The organism is Pseudomonas sp. Nvir, assembly GCF_963778085.1.
In the GTDB taxonomy this organism is placed as follows: Bacteria; Pseudomonadota; Gammaproteobacteria; order Pseudomonadales; family Pseudomonadaceae; genus Aquipseudomonas; species Aquipseudomonas juntendi.
In genome coordinates this window covers 5738626-5754154 of the sequence record NZ_OY970405.1, presented here as the reverse complement: position 1 = coordinate 5754154, position 15529 = coordinate 5738626, and the positions used below count along the sequence as shown (strand labels likewise).

Below are 15529 nucleotides of genomic sequence, written 5' to 3'. Positions count from 1 at the left end.
ACCATAGAATCTCCCACATGATCTCCACAGTTCTCAGCTAATGTGAGGCACCTGTGGGAGCTGGCTTGCCGGCGATTGGGCTGCAAGGCAGCCCCGTGCGGTCTCTCAGGAGAGCAATTCTTTCAGCAGCACACTCTTGCGTTGCTGTTGCTTCCTCAACACCAGGCGGTTGGCACGGAACACTGCTTTCAAGTCTTCCAGCGCTGCATTGAAATCATCATTGATGATCACGTAGTCGTACTCGTCGTAGTGCACCATCTCGCTGACCGCTTCTTTCATGCGCCCATCAATGATCTCTTCGCTGTCCTGCCCGCGCCCGTCCAGGCGCTGGCGCAGCGCCTGCTGGCTCGGTGGCAGGATGAATACCGACAACGTATCGGGCATCACCCGGCGAACCTGCTGGGCGCCTTGCCAGTCGATTTCCAGAATCAGGTCATAGCCCTCGTCCAGGGTTTGCTGCAGTGCACTGCGCGACGTGCCGTAGAAATTGCCGAACACTTCGGCATGCTCCAGGAAGTCACCCTGTGCGATCAGCGCCTTGAATTCCTCGTGCACGACGAAGTGGTAGTTCACCCCGTGCTGCTCGCCCGGGCGCATGGCGCGGGTGGTGTGCGAGACCGAAACGCGGATCTGCCGGTCTTCCTTGATCAGGGCGTTGACCAGGCTGGTCTTGCCGGCGCCGGAAGGGGCCGAGACGATGTAGAGGGTGCCGCTGTTGTGGTTCATGGTTGGGGTGGCCTTACTCGATGTTCTGTACTTGTTCACGCATCTGTTCGATCAATACCTTCAGGTTGACCGCCGCCTGCGTGCTGCGTGGGTCGAAGGCCTTGGAGCCAAGGGTGTTGGCCTCGCGGTTGAGCTCCTGCATCAGGAAGTCCAGGCGCCGGCCGGCGGCGCCGCCCCCCTTGAGCACACGGCGTACTTCGGTAACGTGGGTGCTGAGGCGGTCGAGTTCCTCGGCCACGTCGCTTTTCTGGGCCAGCAGCACCATTTCCTGCTCGAGGCGCTGTGGGTCGAGCTCTGCCTGCATGTCGCCGAAGCGGTCGAGGATTTTCTGCCGCTGCGCCGCGAGCATCTGCGGCACCAGTGCGCGCAGCGTCGTGACTTCACCGGCCATGCTGTCCAGGCGCTCGTTGATCAGGCGCGCCAGTTCCTGGCCTTCGCGCTGGCGCCCGGCCTTGAGTTCGGCCAGGGCTTCGTCGAACAGCGCCATGGCTTCGGCGTTGAGTGCCTGCGGGTCACTGGTATCGGCTACCAGCACGCCGGGCCACGACAGCACTTCCAGCGGGTTGAGCGGGGCTGGCTGCCTGATCAGCCCGGCCACTTCTTCGGCGGCGGCGACCAGTTGTGCGGCGCGCTCGCGGTCGACCTTCAGCGGCTTGCCGGTGCTGTCTTCATTCAGGCGCAAGGTGCATTCCACCTTGCCCCGTGACAGCCCTTGGCGCAGGCCTTCACGCACGCCGCCTTCGAGGTCGCGCAGGGCCTCGGGCAGGCGCAGGTGCGGCTCCAGGTAACGGTGGTTGACCGAACGCAGCTCCCAGACCAGGGTGCCTTGGCTGCCGGCGCGCTCGACACGCGCAAAAGCGGTCATGCTATGCACCATGGGGAGTACCTCGCTTGGATAAGTGAACGGCGCAGGATTGTAGCGCAGTGGGGGCGTGGCGCCCAATCGGCCTATGTTACCGGTAGGTGGTGGTCGGGGTAGGAAAAGGCGACGGGCCGTCTGCGCGCGACAATAGACATGTCCTCACCGGGCTTGCGGCTCTATAATGCTCGCCAGATTCAAAGTCCCAGTACAGGTATCCCAGATGAAACGTCCAAGTGGTCGCGCCGCCGATCAGCTCCGCTCGATCCGCATCACCCGCAACTACACCAAGCACGCCGAAGGGTCGGTACTGGTCGAGTTCGGTGACACCAAGGTCATCTGCACGGTCAGCGTGGAAAACGGTGTGCCGCGCTTCCTGAAAGGCCAGGGCCAGGGTTGGCTGACCGCCGAGTACGGCATGTTGCCGCGTTCCACCGGTGAGCGTAACCAGCGTGAAGCCAGCCGCGGCAAACAGGGTGGCCGCACCCTGGAAATCCAGCGCCTTATCGGGCGCTCTCTGCGTGCCGCACTGGACATGAGCAAGCTGGGCGACATCACCCTGTACGTCGACTGCGACGTGATCCAGGCCGATGGCGGTACCCGTACCGCGTCCATCACCGGTGCCATGGTTGCCCTGTGCGACGCCCTGGCAGTAATCAAGAAGCGCGGTGGCCTCAAGGGCGGTAACCCGCTCAAGCACATGATCGCTGCCGTTTCGGTCGGCATGTACCAGGGCGAAGCGGTGCTCGACCTGGACTACCTGGAAGATTCCGCTGCCGAAACCGACCTGAACGTGGTCATGACCAGCGCGGGCGGCTTCATCGAAGTGCAGGGCACTGCCGAAGGTGCGCCGTTCCAGCCGGAAGATTTCAACGCCATGCTCGCCCTGGCGCAGAAAGGCATGACCGAAATCTTCGAGCTGCAGCAGGCGGCGCTGGCCGATTGAGACCAGCCGGAGAGGTGCAGATGTTCTGCCACCTCTCCGCGCTGCTGGGCCCGCTGATCTGGCGGCCGATCACAAAGATTTTCTGTGGCCCCGTTCGCGGGCACGCCCGCTCCCACAGGGATCGCGGCGCTTTCACTGGTAGCGCCGTACCTGTGGGAGCGGGCGTGCCCTCGAACGGGGCTGCAAAGCAGCCCCAATTGCTTCAGATGGTCAGCGTCCAGTCATAGTCGACAATCAGCGGCGCATGCTGCGAGAAGCGCGGCTGGCGCGGCAGGCGGGCGTTGCGCACGAAGCGGCGCAAACCCGGGGTGAGGATCTGGTAGTCGAACCGGTAGCCCAGGTTGAGCATCTCGGCCTGCTCGTTGTCCGGCCACCAGCTGTACTGGTCGCCTTCACGGCTGACTTCGCGCAGGGCGTCGACGTAACCCATCTCGCCCGTGATCGCATCCATCCACGCACGCTCCGGCGCCAGGAAGCCAGGCGACTGCTGGCTGTCGCGCCAGTTCTTGATGTCGAGCTTCTGCTGCGCCACGTAGAACGAGCCGCAATAGATGTACTCGCGGCGCTTGCGGCGCTGCTTGTCCAGGTACTTGGCGAAGTCGTCCATCAACTTGAATTTCTGGTTCAAGTCTTCGTCGCCGTTCATGCCCGAAGGCAGTAGCAGGCTGGCAATACTGACTTTGTCGAAATCTGCTTGCAGGTAACGCCCGTAGCGGTCGGCTGTCTCGAAGCCCAGGCCGGTGATGACTGCCTTGGGCTGCATGCGCGAATAAAGGGCCACACCACCTTGGGCTGGCACCTCCGCGTCGCAGGCATAAAGGAAATAGCCATCGAGCTGGAAAGCTGGGTCATCGAGTTCAAAGGCCGAGGCGCGGGTATCCTGAAGGCAGATGACGTCGGCATTCTGGGCTTGAAGCCAGCTGAGCAAACCACGCTCGGCCGCAGCCTGAATGCCATTAACGTTCACACTGATGATCCGCATAAATGGCCCCATAAATCTCGTGCGTGTATGATACCCGAGCTCAACCCATTTAGCTAAATCCGTGGTGTCCGGGACTATTCATGCAGCCGTATCAGCGCGACTTTATCCGTTTTGCCATCGATCGCGGGGTACTGCGTTTCGGTGAATTCACCCTGAAATCGGGGCGTACCAGCCCGTATTTCTTCAATGCCGGCCTGTTCAACACCGGTTCCGCCCTGGCTGAACTGGGCCGCTGCTATGCCGCCGCCATCGTCGACAGCAAGATCCCGTTCGATGTGCTGTTCGGCCCTGCATACAAAGGCATTCCGCTGGCGGCGACCACTGCCGTCTCGCTGGCTGACCAGCACCAGCGCGATGTGCCATGGTGCTTCAACCGCAAGGAAGCCAAGGACCACGGCGAAGGCGGCAGCCTGGTTGGCGCACCGCTGGCCGGTGATGTGCTGATCATCGACGATGTGATCACCGCCGGCACTGCCATCCGTGAGGTCATGCAGATCATCAACGCCCAGCAGGCAAAGGCCGCCGGCGTGCTGATCGCGCTGAACCGCGAAGAACGTGGCAATGGCGAGCTGTCGGCTATCCAGGAAGTGGAGCGTGACTTCGGCATTCCAGTGGTCAGCATCGTTTCGCTGACCCAGGTGCTGGAGTTCCTGGCTGACGACCCACAACTGAAGCAGTACCTGCCGGCTGTTGAAGCTTACCGGGCGCAGTACGGGATCTGATCCTGGCCCGGAAATGAAAAAGGCGACCTTCTTGTGAAGGTCGCCTTTTTTTGTGCCGCCTGTTTCGGCCTATTCGCGGGCACGCTCCCACAAGGCGCTATCCCTGTGGGAGCGGGCGTGCCCGCGAAGGGGCCGGTACAGGCTAACCGATCACTCAGCGCGGCTTGCGGTTGGTGATCAGGGTGCCCACGCCGCTGTCGGTGAAGATCTCCAGCAGCACCGCATTCGGCACGCGGCCGTCGATGATGTGCGAGCTGTTAACGCCGCCCTGCACGGCATCCAGCGCACACTTGATCTTCGGCAGCATGCCGCCGTAGATGGTGCCATCGGCGATCAGCTCGTTGACTTGCTCGGTGGTCAGGCCGGTCAGGACCTGGCCCTGTTTGTCCATCAGGCCCGCAATGTTGGTCAGCAGCATCAGCTTCTCGGCCTTCAGCGCTTCGGCCACCTTGCCGGCCACGAGGTCGGCGTTGATGTTGTAGGACTCACCGTTGACACCCACGCCGATTGGCGCGATGACCGGGATGAAGTCGCCTTTGACCAGCATGTTCAACAGGTCGGTGTTCACGCTCACCACTTCGCCCACGTGACCGATGTCGATGATTTCCGGGGTGGTCATCTCGGGGGTCTGGCGGCTGACGGTCAGCTTGCGTGCGCGGATCAGCTCCGCGTCCTTGCCGGTCAGGCCGATGGCGCTGCCGCCATGGCGGTTGATCAGGTTGACGATGTCCTTGTTGACCTGGCCGCCCAGCACCATTTCCACCACGTCCATGGTCGCCGAATCGGTCACACGCATGCCGTCGATGAAGTGGCTTTCGATCGACAGGCGCTTGAGCAGGTCGCCGATTTGCGGGCCACCCCCGTGCACGACCACCGGGTTGATACCAACCGCTTTCATCAGCACGATGTCACGGGCGAAGCCGGTCTTGAGCTCCTCGCTCTCCATCGCGTTGCCGCCGTACTTGATCACCAGGGTCTTGCCGACAAAGCGGCGGATGTAGGGCAGCGCTTCGGACAAAACCTCGGCTACATGGGAAGCGGCATCGCGATCGAGGGTCATGCAGGGCTCCTGTGAGGAACAGATAATCGGTCAGAACGGCAGTTGCAGCTCAGGATCAACCCGCAGCAACTGGGTACGGAAAACATCCTTGATACGTTGCAATTCGGCGTCACTGTCGGCCTCGAAGCGCAGTACCAGCACCGGTGTGGTGTTGGAGGCGCGAACCAGGCCCCAGCCATGGGCATAGTCGACCCGCACACCGTCGATGGTGGTCAGGTTGGCTTCGCCCCAGTCGGCGTCGCGTTGCAGTGCATCAATGATGCTGAATTTACCCTCGTCGGTCACATCAATATTGATTTCCGGCGTGGAAATGTCGTTCGGGAAGGCGGCAAACAGGTTTTCGGCGCTCTGTTCGGCCTTGCTGAGGATCTCCAGCAGGCGCGCGGCACTGTAGATACCGTCGTCGAAACCGTACCAGCGTTCCTTGATGAAGATGTGACCACTCATCTCGCCCGCCAGCAGCGAACCGGTCTGTTTCATCTTCTTCTTGATCAACGAATGGCCGGTTTTCCACATCAGCGCCCGGCCACCGTGTTGTTCGATCAGCGGGATCAGGCGCCGGGTGCACTTGACGTCGAAGATGATCTCGGCGCCCGGGTTGCGTCCCAGTACGTCCTGGGCGAACAGCATCAGCAGGCGGTCGGGGTAGACGATGCTGCCGGTGTTGGTCACGACGCCGACGCGGTCGCCGTCACCATCGAAGGCCAGGCCGATGTCGGCGCCGGTCTGCTTGACCTTGGCGATCAGGTCTTCGAGGTTTTCCGGCTTGCCTGGGTCCGGGTGGTGGTTCGGGAAGTTGCCGTCCACCTCGCAGAACAGCGGGATCACCTCACAGCCCAGGGCTTCGATCAACTGGGGGGCGATCACACCGGCGGCGCCATTGCCGCAATCCACCACGACCTTGAGCTTCCTGGCCAGCTTCACGTCGCCGACGATCTGCTGGAAGTAGCGGTCGAGGATCTCGACTTTTTCCACACGCCCTGCAGCCAGGGTCAGGTCGTTGGTTTTCAGGCGGGTCAGCAAGGCCTGGATCTGTTCATTGGCCAGGGTGTCGCCGGCGATGACGATCTTGAAGCCGTTGTAGTCGGACGGGTTGTGGCTACCGGTCAGCATCACGCCCGACTTGCCGGCCAATACGTTGGCCGCGTAGTACAGGGCCGGGGTCGGCACCAGGCCGACGTCGCTGACCTGGCAACCGGCATCGACCAGGCCCTTGATCAGTTGCTCCACCAGCATTGGCCCGGACAGGCGGCCATCGCGGCCTACCGAGACTTGCGGTTCGCCCTGGGCCAGGCTTTGCGCACCAATGGCGCGGCCAATCCAGTAGGCGGTTTCGGCGTGCAAGGTCTTGCCGACCACGCCGCGAATGTCATACGCGCGGAAAATGCTGTCTGGCAATGTGGCGGGGACCAGGTGGGCCATGTCGTTCATCTCTGGAAGCTCCATTAATCAAAGGCTTTCTGGGCAGGCGCAAATTGAACGCTTGGACGGTGGTTTCACCAGAGAGTTCGCCATCCTTGGCCTGAACGGTCGCGTTTCGGCTCAGTGGCTGCCGGAGTGACCGAAGCCGCCAGCGCCGCGCTGGCTTTCATCGAAGGCCTCGACGATATCGAAATGCGCCTGCACGACCGGCACCAGCACCAGCTGGGCGATACGCTCGCCCACGGCGATGGTGAAAGGGGTGGTGCCGCGGTTCCAGCACGACACCATCAGCTCGCCCTGGTAGTCCGAATCGATCAACCCGACCAGGTTGCCCAGCACGATGCCGTGCTTATGGCCCAGGCCCGAACGCGGCAGGATGACTGCGGCCAGGCCCGGGTCGCCGATGTAGATCGACAAGCCGGTAGGAATCAGCAGGGTCTGGCCTGGTTCGAGGACGGTGTCTTGCTGGAGCAGGGCGCGCAGGTCGAGGCCAGCGGAGCCGGGGGTGGCGTAGGTTGGCAGCGGAAATTCGCTGCCCAGGCGTGGGTCGAGGATCTTGGCTTGAAGAGCGTGCATGTAACTTATTGAACCTGGTTGAGCCGTTCGGCGATGAAGGCGACCAGTTGCCGGGCGATCTTGCCCTTGCTGGTCTGCGCGAAGAGGGTTTGGTGCTGTTGGCGGTCGATCACGGTCAAGGCATTTTCTTCGCTGTTGAAGCCAATGCTGGGGTTGGCCACATCGTTGGCGACGATCAGGTCGAGGTTCTTGTCCTTGAGCTTGCGCGTGGCGTAATCGAGCAGGTGTTCGGTCTCGGCAGCAAAGCCGACGCTGAACGGGCGGTCGGCGCGGCCGGCGATGGTGGCAAGGATATCGGGATTGCGCACCATCTGCAGCAGCATGCCGTCGCCGGTCGTAGGATCTTTCTTCAATTTTTGTGTGGCAACGACTTCCGGGCGGTAGTCCGCAACGGCTGCCGAGGCAATGAACAGGTCGCACGGCATGGCCGCCTCGCAGGCCGCGAGCATGTCCCGCGCGCTGACCACGTCGATACGGCTGACCCGGTCCGGGGTTGGCAGATGCACCGGGCCGGTCACGAGGGTCACCCGAGCCCCTGCTTCAGCTGCCGCCTCGGCGAGGGCGAAACCCATCTTGCCGGAGCTATGATTGGTGATGTAGCGCACCGGGTCGATGTTTTCCTGGGTCGGCCCGGCGGTGATCAGCACATGCTTGCCGGTCAGGGCCTGGCGCTTGAAGCTTTCTGCCGCGCACCAGGCCAGCTCGGTGGCCTCGAGCATGCGCCCCAGGCCCACGTCACCACAGGCCTGGCTGCCGGAGGCCGGGCCGAATACCTGGATGCCACGGCTTTTGAGCAGGTCGAGGTTGGCCTGGGTCGCCGGGTCGCGCCACATGGCCTGGTTCATCGCCGGGGCCACCGCCACGGTGGCGTCGGTGGCCAGTACCAGGGTGGTCAGCAGGTCATCGGCCATGCCCTGGGCCATGCGCGCCATCAGGTCGGCGGTGGCCGGGGCGATCAAGACCAGGTCGGCCCACTTGGCCAGTTCGATGTGGCCCATGGCCGCTTCGGCAGCCGGGTCCAGCAGGTCCATGTGCACCGGGTGGCCCGACAGCGCCTGCAGGGTCAGCGGGGTGATGAATTCGGCACCCCCACGGGTCATGACGACGCGCACCTGCGCGCCGTGCTCCAGGAGACGGCGAATCAGCTCGGCGCTTTTGTAGGCGGCAATGCCGCCCCCCACGCCGAGAACGATGCGCTTGCGATACAGCCGCTGCATAGGCTTGCCTTTTTCCAGTGAGAGCGGGCGGCGACGTTTGCAAATGCCTGCGGCAGAACGTCGCATGTACGAGGCGAAATAGATTAACACAGGGCCGAAATGGGCCGCAGCAAGGGCAGAGGGGCAGGGATGAATATCAGGGAGTGGCCGGCTGAAGATCGGCCAAGGGAGAAGCTGTTGCAACGGGGTGCGGCGGTGCTGTCGGACGCCGAGTTGCTGGCCGTGTTGCTCGGTTCGGGCGTGGCCGGGCGCAATGTACTGGACCTTGCACGCGGGCTGCTGGTGCGTTTTGGTGGGCTGCGGCAGTTTCTTGAGGCCGAGCGCGCGGCGGTGCTGCGCGAGCCGGGCATAGGCGCTGTGAAATACGCACAGTTGCAAGCGCTGCTGGAAATCGGCCGGCGTTACCTGGATGAGCACATCGCGCGCGCAGCGGTGCTGGAAGGGCCCGAGGCGGTGCGGCGTTACCTGAAGGCCATGCTGCGCCATGAGCCCAGCGAGGTGTTCGGTTGCCTGTTTCTGGACACCAAGCACAGGCCGCTGGCGTTCGAGATTCTGTTCAGGGGCACCATCGACCGTGCCAGCGTCTACCCGCGGGAGGTGGTGCGGCGGGCATTGCTGCACAACGCGGCCGCGTTGATCCTGTGCCATAACCACCCTTCAGGCAACAGTGAGCCTAGCCAGGACGATGTGCACCTGACCTTGTCGCTCAAACGCGGGCTGGCATTGATCGACGTGCGGGTGCTGGATCACATCATCATTGGCGACGGGGAGCCGTTGTCGATGGTTGAGCAGGGGTGGATCGTGGCTTAGGCCGTTTAGTTGTGTGCTGGCCTGTTCACGGGCAAGCCCGCTCCCACAGGATATTCGCCGGCCTTGAAGGCGGTGATGTCCCTGTGGGAGCGGGCGTGCCCGCGAAGAGCCCGGTGCAGGTCTACCTGGCCACCGACACCTTGCTGAAATCCAGCCGCCCGAACGGGCTGACCTGGTACCCCTCGACTTCCTGGCGCAGCAGGGTCGCCGCTGTCGGGTGCGCCAACGGCACCCACAGTGCCTGCTGCTGAATCAGGGTTTGCGCCTGCTGGTACAGCCGGCTGCGCACGCTCTGGTCGTTGGTGGTGCGCCCGGCACTGATCAGCTGGTCCAGGCGGCTGTCGCAGAACCGTGCGAAGTTGGTACCCGACTCCACTGCCGCACAGGAGAACTGCGGGGTGAGGAAGTTATCCGGGTCGCCGTTGTCACCGGCCCAGCCCATGAACAGCAGGTCATGCTCGCCGGCCTTGGCGCGGCGGATCAGCTCACCCCATTCGATCACGCGGATCTCGGCCTTGATGCCGATCTTGGCCAGGTCGGCCTGCAGCATTTGCGCGCCAAGGCTTGGGTTGGGGTTGAGCAGGCTGCCCGATGGCCGCGTCCAGATAGTGGTGCTGAAGCCCTCCGCCAGGCCGGCCTTGGCCAACAGGGCCTTGGCCTTTTTCAAGTCCAGAGGGTAGCCGGGCAGGTCCTTGGCGTAGCTCCAGGTATTGGGCGGGTAGGGGCCGTTGGCCGCCACCGCAGAGTCTTCGAACACCGCCTTGAGGTAAGCCTGCTTGTCGAAGGCCAGGTTGATCGCCTGGCGGACTTCCGGCTTGTCCAGTGGCGGGTGCTGGCTGTTGATGGCGACAAAGGCGGTCATGAACGCGGGCGTACTGGCCACCTTGAGCTTGTCGTCCTTGGCCGCTTCGGCAATATCCAGCGGTTTGGGCGACAAGGCGACCTGGCACTCGCCGCGCTTGAGCTTCTGCAGGCGCACGTTGGCATCGGTGGTGATGGCGAAGATCAACGGGTCGACTGCCGGCTTGCCGCCGAAGTAGTCCGGGTTGGCGCGGTAGCGCACCACAGCGTCCTTCTGGAAGCGCTGGAAAGTGAACGGCCCGGTGCCGATCGGCTGGCTGTTGAGCTTCTCTGGCGTACCGGCCTTGAGCAGCTTGTCGGCATATTCGGCAGAGTAGATGGACGCGAAGCCCATGCTCAGGGTGGCCAGGAACGTGGCGTCGGGGTGGCTGAGGGTGAAGCGCACGGTGTTCGGGGCCGGGGCGTCGATCGCCTTGATCAGGCTACCCAGTTGCAGCGACTGGGCGTGCGGGTAGCCGCCGGGTGCAGTCTTGTGCCAGGCATGGGCCGGGTAGAGCATGCGCTGGAAACTGAACAGCACGTCGTCGGCATTCAATTCGCGGGTGGGCTTGAAGTACGGGGTGGACTGGAACTTCACGCCGTCGCGCAGGGTGAAGTCGTACACCAGCCCGTCGGCCGAGACCGTCCAGCTGGCCGCCAGGCTCGGCACCACTTTGCCCTGTGCTGCATCGAACTCCACCAGGCGGTTCATCAGCACGTCGGCGGTGGCATTGGTGGTGGTCAGCGAGTTGTACTGCACCACGTCGAAGCCTTCGGGGCTGGCCTCGCTGCAAACGCTCAGGGGCGCGGCCTGGGCGATGCCACCCGCGAACAGGGTGGCGGTGAACAGGGAGTTGAACAATAAGGAAAGGGCGGCGGCACGCATGGTGGCTCCTTGGCTGTCAGTGGCCCATCTGCCAGTGCAGTCTGGAAAAAGCCTACCCTAGTGTGCCTGTCGGGAAATGACCACATCCTTTTTTACAAATGTGGCGACGAGCGGTCGACGGCTGGCGGGGCCTGAAGGTATGCTGCCCCGGCTGAATCGGGCTTGCGCCAATGTGCATCAACTATTGTTGCAGCCAGGTCTTTCTGGTATAAAGCAGCGCTCTTTTCTAGGGGCTCGGCCTGTCGCATAAGCGGATCCGGTCGATAAGGCCTCCAGAATCACGGCGTCCAGGCGCCAAAGACTGAGAGATTAAGCGGCCAACCCATGCCGGGTTGGGCATGTGGTTTTAGAGGGCTGAGTCATGTCGAGAGTCTGTCAAGTTACTGGTAAGGGTCCAGTAACCGGGAACAACATTTCCCACGCAAACAACAAAACCCGTCGTCGTTTCCTGCCGAACCTGCAGCACCACCGTTTCTGGGTTGAATCCGAGAAGCGCTTCGTGCGTCTGCGCGTTTCCGCCAAAGGCATGCGTATCATCGACAAGCGCGGCATCGACGCCGTTCTGGTTGACATCCGTAAAGCTGGCGCCAAGGTTTAAGGGAGAGCATCATGCGTGAATTGATCCGTCTGGTTTCGAGTGCCGGTACCGGCCACTTCTACACCACCGACAAGAACAAGCGCACCACCCCGGACAAAATCGAGATCAAGAAATATGATCCGGTTGTTCGCAAGCACGTGGTGTACAAGGAAGCCAAGATCAAGTAATTGATCGGCGACCTGAAAAAAAACCCGCATCCGTAAGGACGCGGGTTTTTTTATGCCTGCTGCAAGGTCAGTTGAATTCGAAGCCCTGAATCACCTGGTTGGCGTCGGTCCTGATCTGGATGCGGGTAGGGTCGAACTCGCGGGTGCACATGTCGGTGGGGCCGACCACGCGGGAGCGACCGGTAATGGCGCAGATGGTGTCTTTGAGCTCTGGCACGTAAGGGGCGCCGACCAGGTGGGCGAGGGCTTGTTTGACGTCATCGTTGGTCATGGTGATCTTCCTGTTGAGGTGAATGGCCCGTTGTGGGCAGGGCCATCCTCACGCATGCCGCCTGGCCAGCTGCGCTACATAATTACTTCTGCTCGAACATGACGTAGATCTTGCGGCACGGCTCAAGCACTTCCCAGGTGCCTGTGAACCCGGCCGGGATTACGAACCGGTCGCCGGCGCGCAGGGTCTTGGCACCGCCGTTGTCGTCGCGCAGTACCGAAACGCCCTGAACGATCTCGCAGTATTCATGCTCGGTGTAGTTCACTTTCCACTGGCCGACCTCACCCTCCCAAACGCCTGCGGCAAACTGCCCGCATGGGCTGGAGTAATGGTTGTAGACCGCCTGGTCTGGCTCACCCTTGAGGATTTTTTCAGCCGCAGGGCGGTACCGTTCGGCTTCAGTGAGCACTTGTGCGAAGTCGATGATGCTGGCGATGTTCATGGTGCGGCTCCTGTTCTTGTTAAATAAAATTAACATCAGTAGGCTTTTGGGCCTTCCGTGTCAAATATATTGATAGTTTACAGTGGCTGGTTTAGGGTATCGCTTGCCAGTGTGCGCTCGTCGCCCGGCCAGAATTCTGACAACGCCTGTGAGTCCTCAGTGCGGCGTTGCACCTAAACAAGAGGAGGAGTTTCGTATGACCACCCTGACCCGTGCGGACTGGGAACAACGCGCCCAGCAACTGAAGATCGAAGGCCGTGCCTTCATCAACGGCGAATACACCGATGCCGTATCCGGTGAAACCTTCGAGTGCCTGAGCCCGGTCGACGGACGCTTCCTGGCCAAGGTTGCCAGCTGCGACCTGGCCGATGCCAACCGTGCCGTGGAAAACGCGCGTGCCACCTTCAATGCTGGCGTCTGGTCGCAGTTGGCCCCGGCCAAGCGTAAAGCCACGCTGATCCGTTTCGCCGACCTGCTGCGCCAGAACGTCGAAGAGCTGGCGCTGCTGGAAACCCTGGACATGGGCAAGCCGATCGGTGACTCCTCCAGCATCGACATCCCCGGTGCAGCCCAGGCCATTCACTGGACCGCCGAAGCCATCGACAAGGTTTACGACGAGGTCGCGCCCACCCCACACGACCAGCTTGGCCTGGTTACCCGTGAGCCAGTCGGCGTGGTCGGTGCCATCGTACCGTGGAACTTCCCGCTGCTGATGGCCTGCTGGAAACTCGGCCCGGCACTGGCCACCGGTAACTCGGTGGTGCTCAAGCCTTCGGAAAAATCGCCGCTGACCGCCATTCGCATCGCGCAACTGGCGATCGAGGCCGGCATCCCGGCGGGTGTACTGAACGTGCTGCCAGGCTACGGCCACACCGTGGGCAAGGCGTTGGCCCTGCACATGGATGTCGACACGCTGGTGTTCACCGGCTCGACCAAGATCGCCAAGCAACTGATGGTCTATGCAGGCGAATCGAACATGAAACGAATCTGGCTGGAGGCTGGCGGCAAAAGCCCGAACATCGTCTTCGCCGATGCACCGGACCTGCAAGCGGCCGCTGCGGCTGCCGCCAGTGCCATCGCCTTCAACCAGGGCGAAGTGTGCACTGCCGGTTCGCGCCTGCTGGTCGAGCGCTCGATCAAGGACAAGTTCCTGCCCATGGTGGTCGAGGCCCTGAAAGGCTGGAAGCCCGGTAACCCGCTGGATCCAGAGACCACCGTGGGTGCGTTGGTCGATACCCAGCAAATGAATACCGTGCTGTCGTACATCGAGGCCGGCCACAAGGATGGCGCCAAGCTGCTGACCGGCGGCAAGCGCACCCTGGAGGAAACCGGTGGCACCTATGTGGAGCCGACCATATTCGATGGCGTAACCAATGCCATGCGCATCGCCCAGGAAGAAATCTTCGGGCCGGTGCTGTCGGTGATTGCCTTCGACACCGCCGAAGAAGCCATCGCCATCGCCAACGACACCCCGTACGGCCTGGCGGCCGGTATCTGGACGGCGGACATTTCCAAAGCGCACAAGACTGCGCGGGCCGTGCGCGCCGGCAGCGTGTGGGTCAACCAGTACGACGGCGGCGACATGACCGCACCGTTCGGTGGCTTCAAGCAATCGGGCAACGGCCGTGACAAGTCGCTGCATGCGCTGGAGAAATATACCGAGCTGAAGGCGACCTGGATCAAGCTGTAATGCCAGGAGGGGCCGCTTTGCGGCCCATTCGCGGGTAAACCCGCTCCTACAGGTACTGCACCGCTTTCAAGGGTGGTGGTGTACCTGTGGGAGCGGGTTTACCCGCGAATGGGCCATGGAAAATTCTTGGCCTGGGAGGCAGCAATGCGTTGGGGGACCTACTTCGCCGTACTGGCATCAGTGCTCAGTGTCGGCCTGGCGCTGGGCGTGAGCATGCCCCTGGTATCTCTGCGTCTGGAAGCCTGGGGCTATGGCAGTTTCGCCATCGGCGTGATGGCCGCGATGCCTGCGCTGGGGGTACTGGCGGGTGCCAGCCTGGCCAGCCGCCTGGCCGGCTGGGTCGGCTTACCTGCGGCCATGCGCATCTGCCTGTGGGGTGGTGCGTTGTCCATCGGCCTGGTCGCGCTATTGCCCAGCTACCCGCTGTGGTTGCTGTTGCGGCTGATGATCGGCATGTCCCTGACCGTGGTGTTTATCCTGGGTGAGAGCTGGATCAACCAGCTGGTGGTCGAGCAATGGCGCGGCCGCCTGGTGGCGCTGTACGGTAGCAGCTACGCCTTGAGCCAGCTGGCTGGGCCGCTGGTGCTGGGCGTACTCGGTTCGGCTGACGATTTTGGTTTCTGGGCCGCCACCGGCCTGCTGCTTCTCGCGCCGCTGGTACTGTTGGGGCGCGGCGGTGCACCGAGCACCGAAGCCTGCAGTGTCGGCTTCGGCGACCTGTTCAGGTTCTGCCGTCGCTTGCCCGTGATTGCCTGGGCCATCGCCCTGTTTGCCTCGTTCGAGGCAATGATCCTGACGTTGCTGCCGGTGTACTGCCTGCAGCAAGGTTTCACCACTGAAATCGCCTTGTTCATGGTCAGTACGGTAGTGGTCGGCGATGCTGTGCTGCAGTTGCCCATCGGCGCGCTGGCCGATCATATGTCGCGCCGTGCGTTGTTCACCGGCTGTGCGGTAACGCTACTGGTCTCCAGCCTGGCGATCCCGCTGTTGCTGCACACGCCGGTGATATGGCCGCTGTGGGTACTGTTCGGGGCCAGTGCCGGCGGCCTTTTCACCTTGTCGCTGGTGCTGATCGGTGAGCGCTACCGCGACGATGAACTGGTGCGGGCCAATGCTCACGTGGCGCAGTTGTGGGGCATTGGCTGCCTGCTGGGGCCATTGTTGGCCGGGGCAGGCAGCCAGTGGGTAAGCGGGCATGCGTTGCTGTTGCTGATGGCTGCAGGGGCTGCGGGGCTGGTGGTGTTGACCCAGAGGCGCGGGGCGTTTGAGGCTGTGTCTGCCTGAGCGTTTTCGGGGCCGCTTTGCGGCCCATCGC

General features: G+C 62.6%; 17 protein-coding genes and 1 pseudogene. 8 read left to right on the top strand and 10 right to left on the bottom strand.

The genetic code is table 11. From position 1 onward, the window contains the following. Positions 1-105: 105 nt before the first annotated feature. Together gmk and AACG97_RS27415 are read right to left on the bottom strand one after the other, a co-directional pair. Positions 106-726 carry a guanylate kinase gene (gene gmk, locus AACG97_RS27420; protein ID WP_197886344.1) on the bottom strand — a complete coding sequence of 207 codons (621 nt, stop codon included), beginning with the start codon at positions 724-726 and terminating at the stop codon, positions 106-108. A gap of 13 nt (positions 727-739) precedes the next feature. Beyond that, positions 740-1603: a YicC/YloC family endoribonuclease gene (locus AACG97_RS27415; protein WP_009681990.1), complete on the bottom strand. Its 864-nt coding sequence runs from the start codon at positions 1601-1603 to the stop codon at positions 740-742. Between the two features lie 205 nt (positions 1604-1808). On the opposite strand from AACG97_RS27415, the gene rph reads away from it, so the two are divergent. Beyond that, the gene (rph, locus tag AACG97_RS27410; protein WP_009681991.1) at positions 1809-2531 is read left to right on the top strand and encodes a ribonuclease PH; all 723 of its coding nucleotides are present in this window, start codon (positions 1809-1811) and stop codon (positions 2529-2531) included. A 202-nt stretch (positions 2532-2733) separates the two neighbouring features. Here the strand turns inward: rph and AACG97_RS27405 are convergent, their stop codons facing one another. Next, positions 2734-3513: an exodeoxyribonuclease III gene (locus AACG97_RS27405; RefSeq protein WP_003253401.1), complete on the bottom strand. Its 780-nt coding sequence runs from the start codon at positions 3511-3513 to the stop codon at positions 2734-2736. 80 nt (positions 3514-3593) lie between these two features. Between AACG97_RS27405 and pyrE the strand changes: the two genes are divergently transcribed. Then, the gene (gene pyrE, locus AACG97_RS27400) at positions 3594-4235 is read left to right on the top strand and encodes an orotate phosphoribosyltransferase (protein WP_115295111.1); all 642 of its coding nucleotides are present in this window, start codon (positions 3594-3596) and stop codon (positions 4233-4235) included. Positions 4236-4389: 154 nt separating this feature from the next. Here pyrE and argB read toward each other — a convergent pair whose 3' ends face one another. Continuing rightward, on the bottom strand, positions 4390-5295 hold the full coding sequence (gene argB, locus AACG97_RS27395; protein WP_009681993.1) for an acetylglutamate kinase: 906 nt from the start codon (positions 5293-5295) through the stop codon (positions 4390-4392). Between the two features lie 30 nt (positions 5296-5325). Beyond that, positions 5326-6699: pseudogene (locus AACG97_RS27390) on the bottom strand (phosphomannomutase/phosphoglucomutase); the annotation flags it as partial. A 16-nt stretch (positions 6700-6715) separates the two neighbouring features. Between AACG97_RS27390 and AACG97_RS27385 the strand changes: the two are divergent. Beyond that, on the top strand, positions 6716-6856 hold the full coding sequence (locus AACG97_RS27385) for a hypothetical protein (RefSeq protein WP_165944130.1): 141 nt from the start codon (positions 6716-6718) through the stop codon (positions 6854-6856). Here the strand turns inward: AACG97_RS27385 and dut are convergent. Continuing rightward, positions 6838-7293 carry a dUTP diphosphatase gene (gene dut / locus AACG97_RS27380; protein WP_029885729.1) on the bottom strand — a complete coding sequence of 152 codons (456 nt, stop codon included), beginning with the start codon at positions 7291-7293 and terminating at the stop codon, positions 6838-6840. The two genes, AACG97_RS27385 and dut, sit on opposite strands and share 19 nt — an antisense overlap. A 5-nt stretch (positions 7294-7298) precedes the next feature. Then, on the bottom strand, positions 7299-8510 hold the full coding sequence (coaBC, locus tag AACG97_RS27375; RefSeq protein WP_009681996.1) for a bifunctional phosphopantothenoylcysteine decarboxylase/phosphopantothenate--cysteine ligase CoaBC: 1212 nt from the start codon (positions 8508-8510) through the stop codon (positions 7299-7301). Positions 8511-8639: 129 nt separating this feature from the next. Here coaBC and radC point away from each other — a divergent pair, with 129 nt between their 5' ends. Further along, positions 8640-9320: a RadC family protein gene (radC, locus tag AACG97_RS27370; RefSeq protein ID WP_029885730.1), complete on the top strand. Its 681-nt coding sequence runs from the start codon at positions 8640-8642 to the stop codon at positions 9318-9320. 121 nt (positions 9321-9441) lie between these two features. On the opposite strand, the gene AACG97_RS27365 is transcribed toward radC, so the two are convergent. Continuing rightward, positions 9442-11046: an ABC transporter substrate-binding protein gene (locus AACG97_RS27365; RefSeq protein ID WP_009682914.1), complete on the bottom strand. Its 1605-nt coding sequence runs from the start codon at positions 11044-11046 to the stop codon at positions 9442-9444. 361 nt (positions 11047-11407) lie between these two features. Between AACG97_RS27365 and rpmB the strand changes: the two genes are divergently transcribed. Together rpmB and rpmG are read left to right on the top strand one after the other, a co-directional pair. Continuing rightward, a complete protein-coding gene (rpmB, locus tag AACG97_RS27360; RefSeq protein WP_003253504.1) occupies positions 11408-11644 on the top strand; it encodes a 50S ribosomal protein L28 in 237 nt (78 codons plus the stop codon). An 11-nt stretch (positions 11645-11655) separates the two neighbouring features. After that, positions 11656-11811 carry a 50S ribosomal protein L33 gene (gene rpmG / locus AACG97_RS27355; protein ID WP_003253507.1) on the top strand — a complete coding sequence of 52 codons (156 nt, stop codon included), beginning with the start codon at positions 11656-11658 and terminating at the stop codon, positions 11809-11811. A gap of 67 nt (positions 11812-11878) precedes the next feature. Here rpmG and AACG97_RS27350 read toward each other — a convergent pair whose 3' ends face one another. Both AACG97_RS27350 and AACG97_RS27345 read right to left on the bottom strand, forming a co-directional pair. Beyond that, positions 11879-12082: a hypothetical protein gene (locus tag AACG97_RS27350; RefSeq protein WP_009682915.1), complete on the bottom strand. Its 204-nt coding sequence runs from the start codon at positions 12080-12082 to the stop codon at positions 11879-11881. Between the two features lie 82 nt (positions 12083-12164). Further along, positions 12165-12524, bottom strand: coding sequence for a cupin domain-containing protein (locus tag AACG97_RS27345; RefSeq protein ID WP_009682916.1), 360 nt, complete (start codon positions 12522-12524; stop codon positions 12165-12167). 196 nt (positions 12525-12720) lie between these two features. On the opposite strand from AACG97_RS27345, the gene AACG97_RS27340 reads away from it, so the two are divergent. Then, positions 12721-14214 (top strand): aldehyde dehydrogenase, encoded by a 1494-nt coding sequence (locus AACG97_RS27340; protein WP_144189520.1) that lies wholly within the window; start codon positions 12721-12723, stop codon positions 14212-14214. A gap of 144 nt (positions 14215-14358) precedes the next feature. After that, a complete protein-coding gene (locus AACG97_RS27335) occupies positions 14359-15498 on the top strand; it encodes an MFS transporter (protein ID WP_009682919.1) in 1140 nt (379 codons plus the stop codon). Positions 15499-15529: the final 31 nt, after the last annotated feature.

What these genes read in the sequence shown, in the direction of transcription:
- gmk (WP_197886344.1), bottom strand. Translation starts at nt 726, where the DNA reads ATGAACCACAACAGCGGCACCCTCTACATCGTCTCGGCCCCTTCCGGC.
- AACG97_RS27415 (WP_009681990.1), bottom strand. Translation starts at nt 1,603, where the DNA reads ATGGTGCATAGCATGACCGCTTTTGCGCGTGTCGAGCGCGCCGGCAGC.
- rph (WP_009681991.1), top strand. Translation starts at nt 1,809, where the DNA reads ATGAAACGTCCAAGTGGTCGCGCCGCCGATCAGCTCCGCTCGATCCGC.
- AACG97_RS27405 (WP_003253401.1), bottom strand. Translation starts at nt 3,513, where the DNA reads ATGCGGATCATCAGTGTGAACGTTAATGGCATTCAGGCTGCGGCCGAG.
- pyrE (WP_115295111.1), top strand. Translation starts at nt 3,594, where the DNA reads ATGCAGCCGTATCAGCGCGACTTTATCCGTTTTGCCATCGATCGCGGG.
- argB (WP_009681993.1), bottom strand. Translation starts at nt 5,295, where the DNA reads ATGACCCTCGATCGCGATGCCGCTTCCCATGTAGCCGAGGTTTTGTCC.
- AACG97_RS27385 (WP_165944130.1), top strand. Translation starts at nt 6,716, where the DNA reads ATGTCGTTCATCTCTGGAAGCTCCATTAATCAAAGGCTTTCTGGGCAG.
- dut (WP_029885729.1), bottom strand. Translation starts at nt 7,293, where the DNA reads ATGCACGCTCTTCAAGCCAAGATCCTCGACCCACGCCTGGGCAGCGAA.
- coaBC (WP_009681996.1), bottom strand. Translation starts at nt 8,510, where the DNA reads ATGCAGCGGCTGTATCGCAAGCGCATCGTTCTCGGCGTGGGGGGCGGC.
- radC (WP_029885730.1), top strand. Translation starts at nt 8,640, where the DNA reads ATGAATATCAGGGAGTGGCCGGCTGAAGATCGGCCAAGGGAGAAGCTG.
- AACG97_RS27365 (WP_009682914.1), bottom strand. Translation starts at nt 11,046, where the DNA reads ATGCGTGCCGCCGCCCTTTCCTTATTGTTCAACTCCCTGTTCACCGCC.
- rpmB (WP_003253504.1), top strand. Translation starts at nt 11,408, where the DNA reads ATGTCGAGAGTCTGTCAAGTTACTGGTAAGGGTCCAGTAACCGGGAAC.
- rpmG (WP_003253507.1), top strand. Translation starts at nt 11,656, where the DNA reads ATGCGTGAATTGATCCGTCTGGTTTCGAGTGCCGGTACCGGCCACTTC.
- AACG97_RS27350 (WP_009682915.1), bottom strand. Translation starts at nt 12,082, where the DNA reads ATGACCAACGATGACGTCAAACAAGCCCTCGCCCACCTGGTCGGCGCC.
- AACG97_RS27345 (WP_009682916.1), bottom strand. Translation starts at nt 12,524, where the DNA reads ATGAACATCGCCAGCATCATCGACTTCGCACAAGTGCTCACTGAAGCC.
- AACG97_RS27340 (WP_144189520.1), top strand. Translation starts at nt 12,721, where the DNA reads ATGACCACCCTGACCCGTGCGGACTGGGAACAACGCGCCCAGCAACTG.
- AACG97_RS27335 (WP_009682919.1), top strand. Translation starts at nt 14,359, where the DNA reads ATGCGTTGGGGGACCTACTTCGCCGTACTGGCATCAGTGCTCAGTGTC.